Origin of the sequence: Rhodococcus marinonascens NBRC 14363 (assembly GCF_001894885.1) — a bacterium.
GTDB lineage: Bacteria > Actinomycetota > Actinomycetes > Mycobacteriales > Mycobacteriaceae > Rhodococcus_F > Rhodococcus_F marinonascens.
In genome coordinates this window covers 37,686-51,136 of record NZ_BCXB01000022.1, presented here as the reverse complement: position 1 = coordinate 51,136, position 13,451 = coordinate 37,686, and the positions used below count along the sequence as shown (strand labels likewise).

Genomic DNA, 13,451 nt, shown 5'->3' with positions numbered 1-13,451 from the left:
GTGCAGGCGCGGGCGGCGCGGGCGGCGCGGGGTCGAGCGCACGCCGGAAGTACAAAACGCACTTGAGCGTTACCCTTGTCGTATGGCCGATCGGGACAGGAACGGGACGGGTAAACCCCTCAACGCACGTCCCCGCGACGTACTCGGCCGTCCCCTGCCTCACGACGCCGAGGGAGTTGCGCGGATCCCGGACGACCTGCGCCTGCAACCCGACGAGGCGATCACCGAGGCCCAGCGGCTTCTCGACCACGGAATGCCCTTCCATGCGCACGAAATCCTCGAAGGTACGTGGAAGAGCGCCCCGGAGGACGAACGGGAACTGTGGCAGGGACTCGCCCAACTCGCCGTAGGTCTCACCCATCTGATGCGCGGCAACAAGACCGGCGCGCGCTCGCTTTTGCGCCAGGGCCACGACCGGATCCGGCACTACGAAATGGCGGCGCCACACGGCCTGGACATCTCCGGCCTACTGACATGGTCCGAACACCTCACGGACGAGATCGACCGCATCGACCCGCTGCCCGCGACGCCGGTACCCCGATTGAGAATCCCCTGATGCCCCTGCTGCCCATGTTCCCTCTGGGCTCAGCAATGCTCCCCGGTCAGCAACTTCCGCTCCACGTCTTCGAGCCCCGCTACCGAGAACTTGTCCGCGACTGCCTCGATGCTCCCGGCGGCCCTCTATTCGGGGTCGTTCTCATCTCGCGCGGCACAGAAGTCGGCGGCGGCGACGCCCGCCATGACATCGGCACCATGGCCCGAATCGAATCCCACGTCGCGATCGGTGACGGTCGGTACGAACTGTTCTGCCGCACCCAGGAACGCATCAAGGTGTCGAGGTGGTTACCTGACAACCCTTATCCGATCGCCGAGGTCGTCCCGTGGCCGGACGAGAACACCGGAACCCAGACTGCGGACTACGAATTCTCTTCTCTCATAGAGAGACTCGAATTCTTGTACGGGCTGCTCCGTCGATTCGCAGCCGAAACCGGCAACGTTTCACCCGACGTCCCCGCCATAAGAGGCTTCCGGGGTTCTCTCGGCACGAGGCTGTACGAGATTGCCACCTACATTCCGATGGGCGACGCCGACCGCCTCCGGGTCCTCGCCGCCGCAGGTGCCGACGAACGACTGCCGGAGGTCTCCGAGGCAATCGAGAACGCCATCGAGATGGTCCAGTTCCGGCTGATGTGAGCTATCCCTCTCGCCGGGTGGTCAAGGGCGACCGGGGAAGGGTGTACTGTTGTGAACGCAACGCGGGGTGGAGCAGCTCGGTAGCTCGCTGGGCTCATAACCCAGAGGTCGCAGGTTCAAATCCTGTCCCCGCTACCATAGCGACAGCGACTCCGGAGAGTTCGATTCTCCGGAGTCGCTTTTGCGTTGTTCCAGCAACACTGTTCCAGCAACACTGTTCCAGCAACACTGTTCCAGCAACACTGTTCCAGCAACACTGTTGCACCAACATCCCCGAAGACCTGGCGGGCCGGTAGTTGATTCTGCCAGCCTGGACGAGTGAACAACGTCGACGCCGTAGTCATCGGGTCCGGCCCCAATGGCCTCGTCGCAGCGGCGACCCTGGCCGATGCGGGGTGGGATGTCGCGGTGGTCGAGGCGCAACCGACACCCGGCGGCGCGGTGAGGTCTGCAGAACTTGTCCCCGGCTACACCTCGGACCTGTTCAGTGCCTTCTACCCTCTGTCTGTAGTGTCGCCCGCCCTCCGCGGTCTCGAACTCGAGTCACACGGCCTTCGGTGGACTCGCGCGCCCAGCGCACTCGGACACGCCCGTTCTGCCACCGACGAGGACGCGCCGGTGATCCACCCAGAACCCGCGGACACGGCCGCGGACCTCGAACGACGCCAGCCGGGCGACGGTGATGCGTGGTCGGCGCTCGTCGAGCGGTGGTACGACATCAAGGAACCTCTGCTGAATACGCTCTTCAGCCCCTTCCCTCCCGTCCGCGGTCCGAGTCGTCTTTTGCGGCAACTCGGCACGGGCGACGCACTGCGTCTGGCGAGGTTCCTACTCCTCCCCGCGCGGCGGATGGGCCACGAGTTGTTCCGCGGCGAGGACGCCCGACTCTTATTGCTGGGCAACGCGATGCATGCCGATATCCCGCCGGATGCGCCGGGCAGCGGCGTCATGGGCTACCTCCTCACGATGCTCGCCCAGGACGGCGGGTATCCGGTGCCGGTGGGAGGAGCGGGGGAGTTGTCTGCCGCGATGGTACGTAGGGCCGAATATTCGGGTGCTCAGTTCCACTACGGCGACGCCGTCACCGGGATCGAGGTTCGGTCGGGTCGCGCGGTGGGTGTCAGGACTGCGTCGGGCATCCGCTACGCCGCTGGTCGCGCCGTGATCGCCGACGTCTCGGCGCCCGCGCTGTACGGGTCGCTGCTCCCGAGCGACGCCGTTCCTGCCCGCGTGCGAGCCGACCTCGAGCACTTCGAGTGGGATACCCCCGTCCTGAAGGTCAATTACGCTTTGTCGCAGACGATCCCGTGGCGTTCGCCCAGCCTGAGCGGCGCCGGCACTGTCCACCTGGGCGCCGACAGCAACGGACTCGTGCGCTGGATGGCCGACCTCACCACCGGCACCATCCCGACTTCACCGTTCCTACTCTTCGGCCAGATGACCACGTCGGACCCCTCGCGCTCACCGAGGGGTACCGAAAGCGCCTGGGCATACACGCACCTACCACGCGGCATCACCGACGACTCGTCCGCCGACCTGCTGGCGAGCCGCGTGGACGACGTCCTCGAGGCGCACGCGCCGGGTTTCATGGATCGGATGGTCGGGCGAGTCGTCCAGCGCCCCTCCGACCTCGAGGCGGCCGATGCGAATCTAGTGGGAGGCGCGGTCAACGGTGGCACGGCGCAACTTCATCAGCAACTGATCTTCCGGCCCGGACCCGGCATGTCGCGGTCAGAAACTCCGATCCGCGGCCTGTACCTGGGGAGTGCGTCGGCGCATCCGGGTGGAGGAGTCCACGGGGCATCGGGACTCAACGCCGCCCGTGCCGCGCTCGGCGAGCACGGACCGCGCGGATGGCTGCGGCGGCGCGCATCGAGTGCCGTCATGGATCTGCTGTCGAAAGGGCCAATCCCCTAATTCCTCCTCTGCCAGGACTCCTCGTCGTGCAATGATCTGATTCGTCGAAGTCGGACCACGAAAGGGCGTCATGCAACATCGAGAATCATCCTTCACCGGTGTCGGGGGAGTTCCCATCGTCTACGACGTGTGGCTCCCGGTGCGGCGTCCGCGTGGCGTGCTGGTTCTTTGCCACGGCCTGGGTGAACATGCCCGCCGCTACGACCATGTGGTCGAGCGACTCGGAGAACTCGACCTTGCGATCTATGCACCTGACCACCGTGGTCACGGACGGTCGGGCGGCAAGCGGGTACACCTGAAGAATTGGTCCGATTTCACCGACGATCTGCACCAGTTGTTCGGCATCGCGTCGACGGACTGGCCAAACGTCGACCGATTCCTGCTCGGGCACAGTATGGGCGGCGCAATCGCGCTGACCTACGCGCTGGACCATCAGCAAGACCTGAAGGCCCTCATGCTGTCCGGCCCAACGGTAGACGTGACGAACGAAACCTCGCGCATCGTGATCGAGATCGGCAAACTTGTGGGCCGCTTCTTGCCCGGAGTGCCCGTAAAATCACTCGACGCGAAGCTGGTTTCCCGCGATCCCGCCGTCGTGAAGGCTTACGAAGAGGATCCTCTCGTCCACCACGGGAAGGTCCCCGCGGGTATCGCACGGGGAATGATCCTCGCCGCCGAGCGGTTACCCGAGCGACTGCCATCGTTGACCCTGCCCCTGCTAGTCCAGCACGGTCGGGAGGACGGGCTCGTGAGCGTCCACGGCACCGAAATGATCGCCGAGTATGCCGGTTCGGAGGACCTCACCGTCGAGATCTACGACAACCTTTACCACGAGGTGTTCAACGAGCCCGAGAATGAGCAGGTTCTCGACGATCTGGTCAAGTGGCTACGCCCCCGCGTGCCGGGCTGACTCGGTGCGATGTTCCCAAGACTCTGGGGATGGAACGCAGGAACGCTCCGGCATCACGACGCGACAGCGTCCCCGGCATCACGGCGACAGGGTCTCCTATATCACGGATGTGACTGATCAGGTTGCGCTCGAGAGCCGTTCGGCAAGTATGCCGGTCTGAACCTTCCTGGCGTCGGCGTGCACTACACGTCCGGCGTCGGTGACTTCCACGTACACACCCCGCCTGTCGGCCTCACAGAGTGAGCGAGCAACCAGTCCGGCTTTGTCGAGTCGAGCCACGCTTCGGGACAATGCACTGGCGCTGAGATACATCTCGGCCGCCAGATCCTGCATGCGAGGCCGCGCGCCGGTGGCATCCATCAGGCGGTCGGGCGTCTCGAAGTCGCTCATGCTCAGTCCGTGAGCGTGTTGCATCTCACGGTCCAACTCGCACGCGATCTCGTTGTATCTGCTCGCCAGCCGTCGCCACATGGCACGCAGGTCTGCGTCTGAGCTCATGCTCCGCAGGGTAGCTCGCGTTCGAAAATGATGCAAAGTGCAATAATTGCATCCGGGATTGATGCTTGCGTACTGGTTGAACGCGCACTTATGTTGGCTTTTGTGATTATCGCTGACACCGCGCCGTCGACCGGCCATACCTGGACTCCCCGCCTCTGGGGCGTTCTGGCCGTGCTGTGCGTGGTGCTGTTCCTCGACGGTCTCGACGTATCGATGGTCGGCGTCGCTCTGCCCTCCATTGGGTCCGAACTAGGGCTGTCGACCACCTCGTTGCAATGGATCGTCAACGGATACGTTCTCGGATACGGTGGCCTGTTGCTGTTGGGTGGGCGCACCGCCGACCTCCTTGGCCGGCGTCGGGTCTTCCTCATCGCCCTGGCCGTGTTCGCAATCGCCTCACTCGTCGGCGGCTTTGTCGACAACGGAACGTTGCTCATCGCAAGCCGATTCGTGAAAGGACTCGCCGCGGCATTCACCGCGCCGACTGCGATGTCGATCCTCACCACCACCTTCAGGGAGGGGCCCGCGCGCAACCGGGCCCTGTCGATCTTCTCGGTCTTCGGAGCCAGCGGTTACTCGTCCGGGCTGATCCTGGGCGGACTGCTGACCAGCGCCGGGTGGCGTTGGACATTCCTGATGCCGGTGCCATTCGCGGTTCTGACCCTGGTGGCGGGCATAATCCTGATCCCTCGCGACCGCCCAGCCGACAACGGCGGGCACGACATCCTGGGAGCCGCCACGCTCGTGTCAGGAATGCTACTCACCGTATACACAGTGGTGTCGGCCCCGGATCGGGGTTGGACGGATCCACTGACTCTCGGTTCCTTCGCGCTGGCTGCGGCCCTCCTGGCGTCCTTCTTCTTCGCCGAGAAGCGCGCGGCTCACCCGTTGGTGCGTCTGAGCATCCTCCGGGTCGGATCGATCATGCGGGCGAACCTCGCCATCATGGCACTGTTCGGTTCCTACTTGAGCTTCCAGTTCATGATGACCATCTTCCTGCAGTCGGTGCTCGGGTGGTCGCCGCTGAAGATGGCGCTGGGACTCCTCCCGACCGGCGTCATCGTGGCCTTCGGATCGCCGTTCGCCGGACGCCTGATCGACGCCTTCGGCACCACACGCATGATCATCGCGTCCCTGACCTCATTCAGCATCGGCTATCTGTGGTTCCTCTTCTCCGGCAGCGACCATCCCGTCTATGCGGTCACCATCCTGCCGAGCGTGATCCTCCTGGGCGTCGGTTTCGCGCTCGGATTCACCTCGATCATGGTGCAAGCAACCGCGGGGGTCGACGACTCCGAGCAAGGGTTGGCGTCAGGACTAGTGCAGACCTCCGGACAAGTCGGTGCGGCGCTCGTGCTGGCCCTGACCACCGCGCTGGTCGCTGTTGGTTCCGACGGTGCAGACGGAGCCGGATTCCACCAATTCCACTCCGCCCTCATACTCGTGACCGGAGTCGCATTGCTGGGACTGATGATCACGGTCGCACCGATGCTGCGCAAGGCGATCAGCCCCTCGTAGTTTCTGTAACCTTCGCGGTTCAAAAACTCAGTGCTCCGACCGCCGGGAGTTGCGTGTCCAGTAGGGAGCGTCCACAGCGGTTCGAGCAACTGTCGGAGCTCAGCGAACTCCGTTCCGGCGTCGAACCACTCGCCGCCCGACTCGCAGCCGAACGCGCCACACCCGAGCAGTGTGGAGCGCTCACGGCGGCCGTCATCGGCATGGCCTCCACCTCCCGTGCTGCAGACACACGGACGTACCTCGCCCACGATTCCGATTTTCACCGCACCCTGCTGACCGCCTCAGGCAATCCTCTGTTGCGCGCGATGTCGCAGATCGTGGCGGAAGTACTTGAAGGCAGAACTCGCCACTCACTCATGCCCCACGTAGCCGAGGGTGAGGCCGTCCACCTGCATGGGGTGGTGGCCTCGTCCATCCGGGCGGGAGACGCCGAAGCCGCCGAGACTGCAATGCGCACGATCGTGACCGAATCGGCCATGGCAGTGAAGCAGATGCAGGACGAGAGCTAGCTAGCGCACAAAGTGGTGGTGCGGCAGGGTGATTGGCAATGACCGACCACTCTGCCGCTCGTTTAGCCGGCGGTGAATATTGGATTTGTATCCGCGCCGTCGAGGCCGTCTTCCGGTGCTGTGCCGACTTCGGCGGTCACGGGCTTCGGAATGAGGAAGGACACCGCCAGGGCGGCGGCCGTGATGCCTGCGCCGATCAGCAGGCCGATCGCGTAGCCGGAGGTCGACGAGCTGCCTGCAGGGGATCCGATCACCTGAAACGCGGGCAGAATTACGAAGCTCAGGCCGGCGCCGAGGTTGAATGAAGCGGCGTTGAGTCCGGGTAGGAAGCCCGGGTTCTCTTTCGGGGACAGCACTATCCCAAGCCCGTTGAGCATGATGTTGCCGATGCCTGCGTACGTGATGCCGATCAGCACCGTCGCAGCGATGAGAACCGGCATCGAGTGGACACCAACGAGAGCCATGATGACTGTTGCCGCGACACTGCCGACGAGCCCTGTCCTCAGCACCTTGAGGTAACCCAGTGTTGGAGCCAATCGGCCCGCGAACGGTCCTACGATCCATCCGACGATCGCATACGGGGTGAGGAACGCAAGCGATGCGACGTCGGCCTCCATGTCGAACCCGGCATCAGCGTTCTGCGCGAGTGACACCACAAGACCGTTCACGACCGCGAAGACACCGGTCAAGGTGAGCAACGTCGTAATCGACAGCGCCCATGTACTACGCCGACGCAGGACGGCGGTGGTGACGAGGGGCTCGGCAACGCGGTTCTCTACTGCCCAGAAGATCCTGAACGCGACGAGTGAGATGATCACGCAACCCGCGACGACGAGACCGTTCGCGGCCGAGAGATTCCCGGCCTCGTTGAAGGCAGTGAGCAGCGCTGCGATCGAGACGACCAACGGGAGAACACCCCACCAGTCCATGCGGGTGCCCTTCGACGGACGGGAGTCCGGCGCCCACCAGAGAACGAAGAGCGCGGCGACCGCGGTCACGGCGGCCATCATCCAGAACACAGACCGGAATCCGTGGTTCGTGACGAGCCAGCCGCCGACGAACGCATCGACGCCGGCGATGCCACCGTTGACGGCGGTAACGAGGCCCATCATGGCGCCATACCGTTTCGGGTCGGCAATCTCCGAACGCAGCATCAGCAGGGTGATGGGGACGACAGGTCCGGAGACGCCCTGGATGATGCGGCCGACGAACAGCATTTCGATGTTCGTTGCAAGTGCGGCGACGACGGTGCCGACGAGCATGACGGCAAGCATCGCGGTGAGTACGCGCTTGCGACCAACGATGTCACTCAATCGTGGGAGGAAGACTGAGAAGAGCGCAGCGGTGGTGAAGAACATCGTCTGTGACAAGTCGACGGTGGCGTCATCGGTGTCCAGTTCACGGGCGATGCCGACGAGAGCCGGGCTGAGCATGCTGGCGTTCAGCTGGAATGCCACGCACGCCGCGAGTAGCGCAGTCATGAGTGCGCCGATGCGCACGCCCGAATTCACTTCGGTGCGGTTCACAGCGTAACTTTCCCGATGTTCTCGAGCGCGTCGACGACGAGGTCCCCGAATTGTTCACGGTCGAGGGTCGTGGAGGCGAACGTGGTGCAGTCAGCGGGGGCAGGCGGCCGGAAATCGGCGACGGTCATGCCGAGTGTGAGCGCGCCGGCGAGTTCGATATCGATCGGGACACGAACGGTCAGCACGATCGACGGATCGATCACGTACGCCACCGCGCACGAATCGTGTACCGGTGGGGATTCGAAACCCTGGGCCTCCTGGTAGGTCTCTCCGAAGAACTCGAGGAGCTCGACCTCGAAGAGTGCAGGCCCTGTGCCGAGCGCCGCGATCCGCTCGACGATCCGCGGTTCTTTGCGGGCGGCGAGTGCAATGTTCGTGAGGCCGGCCGTGGGCACGAGAGGAATCTCGCCGGGTTCGTGCGACATGACCAGATCGATGATGAGGTCGACGGCATGGCGGGAGTCCAAGTCCAGAGTCGGCTCTGGAAGAACGGGGCCTCCAGGCCCGACTCGCCGTGAATCTCGGGCGCGTTCTCGAGTGCCCGCGCGAGCGGGCGGGGCGAGCCGGCGGCTATCGGCACCCCGGCGACACGGGCGACGGCGAGAGCATTTCGAGTCACCTTCGGAAGTGCCTGATTGCCGACAACGTTAGTCACTGCCAGCAATTCGATATCGGGATTGCCGTGGGCAAGAAGCATTGCGATGGCATTGTCATGCCCCGGGTCGCAGTCATGGATGACCTTTCGGGGCATGCTGTCTCCGCATCGTTGAACTGATTCGTCCGCTGCCGCAGGGCTCGCGCGATCATGGCCACGTTGAGCGCTTGACGAGCGTTCCGGAGGAGTTGCGTTAAGCGTCTAACTCTCGCAACCTGTAATTGCACCCCGTAATTCCGACTCGCCTACGATCAAGGCATTCCGGACAGAAGGTCAGCTACAGCTCGGCCGCTCGCGGGTACCACTGCGGCGGTGGTTGCCGAACGAGCCGACACGTCGGCCGCAACGGTGTCGCTGGTGACCAACGGGAAGGACGCAGATCGGGTCTCGGCTGCTATAGCGGCGTGCGATCGAGGGGGTAGAAACCCGGACTACGGCATTGTGATGGACAGATGCGTGCCGTCATCTACACCAGGATGTCCCGCGATCGAACCGGCGCCGGTCTCGGCATAGGCCGCCAGCGCGAGGATTGCGAGACGCTAGCTGCTCAGCTGAGCTGGGAGGTCGTCGAGGCCTTCGAGGCCTTCGAGGCCTTCGACATCAGCGCGTATTCGGGCAGGGTCCGGCCCGGCTACCGAGCGATGCTCAAGCTGCTCGACAGCGGCCAGGCCGAGGCCGTGCTCGCCTGGCACACCGATCGGCTGCACCGCTCCCCTGCCGAGCTCGAGGAGTTCATCACCCTCTGCGAGCGGCGCTCGGTGACGGTCCGCACCGTTCAGGCCGGAGAGCTCGACCTCTCCGGTGCGAAGAGTTTTCCCGGGCCGACTCTCAGATGGCCGGAGGTATTGGGTGACGGCACCGAATTGGTTCCGGCGGCGGAGGGGCTTTTTGCGTTGAGGCACAAGAACTAGTCGTCGACGTCCAGGAGTTCTTCGATGACGTCGTCCAGTCGGTGCCTGGCGCCTACGCCGGTGGCTGTCCGGAACCGGATCAGGCTCTCGTCGTGTTCGTGTTCGTGTTCGTGTTCGTGTTCGGTCATCGGTCATCGGTCATCGGTCATCGGTCATCGGTCCTCCCAGGCTGTGTCGGAGAGTCCAGACTACGGCGACGTGAGGTTCGGGGCGACCGAAACCGGCTCTTGGAGGGTGCAATTCAGCTCCAACGGCGGAGTATAAGTCATGAAGAATATGGTTTCCGGATGTGTCGATTTCTATTTGCATCAAGGGTTGTGGTACTCGACACTTGATGGTATGCGGTGGAATTCACCGCAGCGGGTCACGCCAATGGGGGCCCGACGATCAGTAGTAGTGAAGGAACTCTCGTGACCACTCTCGAAATCCTGGGGGCCGACGAATGCGTCCACCCTGAGCATTTTTGCCCCCCGCGGCTCCAGTGCGTGGGCTGCCGTCTGATCGACTTCGACGACCCCGAACTCACTTTCGATTTCGAGATCGAGCTGTGTGATTATGCCGTGATCTGGTGCGGCGGAGACTCGTTCACGCCGTTTTTCACCGAGCCTCGTGTGCGTCAGGGCCTCCGGCGAGCGAGGTTCCTCTGAGACGAAAAAGGAAGAGTGATCCAGGTCTCGCGGAGACCCGGAAGGCGCTCGATCACGCCCGTGGTCGGGACGAGGAGATCGCCGAGTTGAGTCGGCGTCACGGGAAGCTGGTCGAGCGAAACGGATTCGGCGAGGCCGCCGAGACAGCACTCCGCCGCAGGAGAAAGGGGAACACACGGTGAGAGCATCCGTAGCATTGGCCGCCCTGCTGGGCATCGTGGCGATCGTAGTGCTGGGACCGGCGCATCAGGCGTACGTCCTGGCCGCGGCGCTGACCGTACTGTCGTGGACGTTCGTCGTCTTGTACGCCGGGCGCTCCAGGTGGCGCTCCACCCTGGCGGGCAAGGCGATGATGTCCACCTCCGCGGCGCTGGCGCTGCTGGGCGCGCAGATCCTGTCCGAGCATCATCTGGGTGAGTACTCGATCCGAGGTGACCTCCAGGACACCGCTATCCTGCTGTTGGGGCTGACGATCCTGTACCGAATCCTAGTGCTGCGCCAGATCCAGGGCTGCGAACGCATGGATGGGGAGACGCGATGAGCCTGGGATAGCTGGTACTACCGAGATCGCTGCACGAAGTCGACAACGCGCGTACTGCGACACACCAGCCGAATCAACGCCGAATAGGTGGTTTTGTCTCATGACTCAGGCACAATCACCGGGGTTTGAAGAGGCGGCGGCCCCAGTTCCACCCTGCCGTCTCACGAATGACGACGCGACAGTCGCGTCTCCATAGGAGGGGATTGAACCGAATGATACGGCCGTTACGAACTTTTCTCAGGACCAAGACCGGGGTGCCCTGTCGTCCACAGGGTACAACGGCGCGCAGGGGTGGAGTGGCGGTACTTGGCGCAGGGTTGGCAGCAGTCTCCCTGGTGGCGGTGACTCCGGTCGCCAGCGCGGACATCGTCATCGGTGGTTGCACCGTCGTCGACAACCCCACTCCCGAAAACCACGCCGTCTGCCCCGGGTTGGACCTCCCTGGCTCGGACCTGACCGGCCTGGACCTTTCCTACGCAGACCTGACCGGCGCGAACCTGAATCATGCGGACCTCACTGGTACGAAGCTCACCGGCGCGAACCTAGCCGAGGCGGACATGCTCTATGCGCTCCTAACCGACTCAGATCTGGCTGGCGCCAACCTGACCGGCGCCTACCTGTACGCTGCGAGAGTAGTCAATGCGAACTTCACCGACGCCAACCTGACCGGCGCGAACCTGACTGCCCTAGAACTCTATTGGCCACCTAGCGGACTCGGGGCGAACTTCACCGACGCCAACCTGACCGGCGCGAACCTGGATTACGTTAAACTGGCCGGTGCCGTGCTCACCGGGGCGAACCTGACCGGGGCTCGGCTGACCGATGGCACGGACCTGACTGACACGATGCTGATTCCTACCGACACGACTGCGACGGCGGATGAGTCCGGCAACGCGACGGTCACCTGGCCCACACCGCCGAACCTGACCGGAACCACCTTCGGAAGCTGCGATCGAGCTTCGGACAGCAGCTTCCCGGTGGGGACGAATACGGTGCGATGCAGCGTCAACACCAGCGCGGGTCAGGCAAGGGGCAATTTCACCGTGACCGTGCGCCCCCAACTTTCCCCCTCGATCTGGGGTGACCCTTCAGAAGGGAAGGTCGGGTTCGATTACTACTTCGAGTTCGGGATCGAGGGATCCCCGACTCCGACCGTCACGACCACAAGCGAGCTACCGGCGGGGCTGACCCTGTCTGAAGAGGGCGTCCTGTCCGGGACACCGACCGAGGCAGGATCATTCCCCATCACCATTACCGCCAGCAATAGTGCCGGTGACGTGGATGAGCGCGTAACCGTCCGCATCAAATCCGAGACCGGATCGCTGGGGTCCGGGTCGCTGAGGTCCGGGTCGCTGGGGTCCGGGTCGGTGGAGGGCGTGTCCGGTAGCTGACTCGAAACCAGACGGCCCGCCACCTCGGATGAGGTGGCGGGCCGTTTCGGCGTTCTCGGTGTCAGTTCCTCGTGTGCCTGTGCATCCGCTTGCGGGAGAACGGCCGCCACGATGAGCGACCGCTCCGGCACCATCTCGGTCAAGACCACAGAGCACGGCCTTCCGCTCCGCATCGAGCCGCGCGAACTCGGCTACGGCGACCGGCGACTCGTCGAAACCGACGGACTCCCACAGAATGCTGGAGTAATAGAAGCAGCGCGCCCACCGCTGCGCCGAGCAGCGCCGATGCCATCACGAATCCGAGCACACCGGCATCGACCTGGAACCTGTCCTCGAGCGCCGACAACGCGCCGTTGATCACCGCGGTGCCGTACCCGAACAGCAACCCGCCGAGCGCGGCGATCGCTGCAATACGAACCGGAACAGACGTCCCCTCTCCGATGTCGCCGGGCGGCTCCGCACTCGACGACGGGACGTCTTCAGTCATGTGACTTCTCGTCCGATCCGCACCAGGGAGCCCGGAACGAATCGGTGCGCGTCATGAGGGCCTCTCCTTCAACCACGGCAGCACGAACACCAACACCGCGCGCAAGTCGGGCTACCGAGCGAGCCCCGCTGCCTCCCTCGTCAACCCGGCGATCCGGTCCCAGTCCTTCGCCTTCACCGCCTCTGTCGGCGTGAGCCATGATCCGCCCACACACCCGACATTGGGGAGCGCCAAATAGTCTCCGACGTTGGACTTCGATATACCACCAGTGGGACAGAACCGTGCTGCCGGTACCGGCGAGTGAATTGCTCCGAGGAACTTCGCACCGCCGGATGCCTCCGCCGGGAAGAACTTCAGTTCCCGATAGCCGCGTTCGAGGAGGAACAGGACCTCGGAGACCGTCGCCGCCCCGGGAAGGTGCGGAAGGCCCGTATCGGTCATTGCCTTCAGCAGCGATTCGGTGCTGCCCGGCGACACCAGGAACTGCGCCCCGGCCCGGGCCGCGAGCGCAGCCTGCCCTGGTTCCACGACCGTGCCCGCGCCGACGCAGATCTCGGGCACGTCGCTTGCGATCGCCTCGATGGCGCCGAGCGCGCAGGATGTGCGCAGGGTCAGTTCGATCATCGGGACGCCACCGGCCACCAGTGCGCGGGCAATCGGCACTGCATCGCCGAGGTCGTCCACGACGACGACGGGGATGACCGGAACACGGTCGAGGAGGGAGGGGCTGTTCGTCACTGGATACTC

General features: G+C 64.2%; 14 protein-coding genes, 1 tRNA gene and 3 pseudogenes. 12 read left to right on the top strand and 6 right to left on the bottom strand.

Annotated features, from left to right (window positions below; translation table 11 throughout):
• Positions 1-82: 82 nt before the first annotated feature.
• The 5 genes from RM2_RS15940 to RM2_RS15920 all read left to right on the top strand — a co-directional run bounded on the left by RM2_RS15940 (position 83) and on the right by RM2_RS15920 (position 4,021).
• Entirely contained in the window at positions 83-556 is a 474-nt protein-coding gene (locus RM2_RS15940) for a DUF309 domain-containing protein (RefSeq protein WP_072690533.1), read from the top strand.
• Positions 556-1,194, top strand: coding sequence for an LON peptidase substrate-binding domain-containing protein (locus RM2_RS15935; protein WP_072690532.1), 639 nt, complete (start codon positions 556-558; stop codon positions 1,192-1,194). The genes RM2_RS15940 and RM2_RS15935 overlap by 1 nt, the downstream gene beginning before the upstream one ends.
• Before the next feature lie 61 nt (positions 1,195-1,255).
• Positions 1,256-1,332: transfer RNA gene (locus tag RM2_RS15930), tRNA-Met, on the top strand.
• A 180-nt stretch (positions 1,333-1,512) separates the two neighbouring features.
• On the top strand, positions 1,513-3,111 hold the full coding sequence (locus RM2_RS15925; RefSeq protein ID WP_072690531.1) for a phytoene desaturase family protein: 1,599 nt from the start codon (positions 1,513-1,515) through the stop codon (positions 3,109-3,111).
• Between the two features lie 70 nt (positions 3,112-3,181).
• On the top strand, positions 3,182-4,021 hold the full coding sequence (locus tag RM2_RS15920; RefSeq protein WP_072690530.1) for an alpha/beta hydrolase: 840 nt from the start codon (positions 3,182-3,184) through the stop codon (positions 4,019-4,021).
• Positions 4,022-4,138: 117 nt separating this feature from the next.
• Here RM2_RS15920 and RM2_RS15915 read toward each other — a convergent pair whose 3' ends face one another.
• Complete coding sequence (locus tag RM2_RS15915) at positions 4,139-4,519, bottom strand: MarR family transcriptional regulator (RefSeq protein ID WP_072690529.1); 381 nt, start codon at positions 4,517-4,519, stop codon at positions 4,139-4,141.
• Positions 4,520-4,621: 102 nt separating this feature from the next.
• Between RM2_RS15915 and RM2_RS15910 the strand changes: the two genes are divergently transcribed.
• Positions 4,622-6,037: an MFS transporter gene (locus tag RM2_RS15910; RefSeq protein ID WP_245813991.1), complete on the top strand. Its 1,416-nt coding sequence runs from the start codon at positions 4,622-4,624 to the stop codon at positions 6,035-6,037.
• 71 nt (positions 6,038-6,108) lie between these two features.
• Positions 6,109-6,546: pseudogene (locus RM2_RS15905) on the top strand (FadR/GntR family transcriptional regulator); the annotation flags it as partial.
• A 62-nt stretch (positions 6,547-6,608) separates the two neighbouring features.
• Here the strand turns inward: RM2_RS15905 and uriT are convergent.
• Positions 6,609-8,072 carry a uridine transporter UriT gene (gene uriT, locus RM2_RS15900; RefSeq protein ID WP_245813987.1) on the bottom strand — a complete coding sequence of 488 codons (1,464 nt, stop codon included), beginning with the start codon at positions 8,070-8,072 and terminating at the stop codon, positions 6,609-6,611.
• A pseudogene (locus tag RM2_RS15895) lies at positions 8,069-8,823 on the bottom strand (nucleoside hydrolase). The gene uriT and the pseudogene RM2_RS15895 overlap by 4 nt, the downstream one beginning before the upstream one ends.
• A 356-nt stretch (positions 8,824-9,179) precedes the next feature.
• Here RM2_RS15895 and RM2_RS15890 point away from each other — a divergent pair.
• Entirely contained in the window at positions 9,180-9,638 is a 459-nt protein-coding gene (locus tag RM2_RS15890; protein WP_072690527.1) for a recombinase family protein, read from the top strand.
• Here RM2_RS15890 and RM2_RS25665 read toward each other — a convergent pair.
• On the bottom strand, positions 9,635-9,766 hold the full coding sequence (locus RM2_RS25665) for a hypothetical protein (protein WP_281250423.1): 132 nt from the start codon (positions 9,764-9,766) through the stop codon (positions 9,635-9,637). The two genes, RM2_RS15890 and RM2_RS25665, sit on opposite strands and share 4 nt — an antisense overlap.
• Positions 9,767-10,048: 282 nt before the next feature.
• Here RM2_RS25665 and RM2_RS15885 point away from each other — a divergent pair, with 282 nt between their 5' ends.
• From RM2_RS15885 to RM2_RS15875, 4 genes are all read left to right on the top strand, one after another.
• Positions 10,049-10,285 carry a hypothetical protein gene (locus tag RM2_RS15885; RefSeq protein WP_139277800.1) on the top strand — a complete coding sequence of 79 codons (237 nt, stop codon included), beginning with the start codon at positions 10,049-10,051 and terminating at the stop codon, positions 10,283-10,285.
• Positions 10,207-10,467 (top strand): DUF7620 family protein, encoded by a 261-nt coding sequence (locus RM2_RS26070; protein ID WP_445009101.1) that lies wholly within the window; start codon positions 10,207-10,209, stop codon positions 10,465-10,467. Before RM2_RS15885 ends, RM2_RS26070 begins: the two co-directional genes overlap by 79 nt.
• Complete coding sequence (locus tag RM2_RS15880) at positions 10,464-10,826, top strand: putative phage holin (RefSeq protein ID WP_139277799.1); 363 nt, start codon at positions 10,464-10,466, stop codon at positions 10,824-10,826. Before RM2_RS26070 ends, RM2_RS15880 begins: the two co-directional genes overlap by 4 nt.
• 317 nt (positions 10,827-11,143) lie before the next feature.
• Positions 11,144-12,217, top strand: coding sequence for a pentapeptide repeat-containing protein (locus tag RM2_RS15875; RefSeq protein ID WP_072690524.1), 1,074 nt, complete (start codon positions 11,144-11,146; stop codon positions 12,215-12,217).
• A gap of 253 nt (positions 12,218-12,470) precedes the next feature.
• Here RM2_RS15875 and RM2_RS25295 read toward each other — a convergent pair.
• Both RM2_RS25295 and eda read right to left on the bottom strand, forming a co-directional pair.
• A pseudogene (locus tag RM2_RS25295) lies at positions 12,471-12,704 on the bottom strand (sugar porter family MFS transporter); the annotation flags it as partial.
• A 111-nt stretch (positions 12,705-12,815) separates the two neighbouring features.
• Positions 12,816-13,442, bottom strand: a complete 627-nt coding sequence (gene eda / locus RM2_RS15865) for a bifunctional 4-hydroxy-2-oxoglutarate aldolase/2-dehydro-3-deoxy-phosphogluconate aldolase (RefSeq protein ID WP_072690523.1) — start codon at positions 13,440-13,442, stop codon at positions 12,816-12,818.
• Positions 13,443-13,451: the final 9 nt, after the last annotated feature.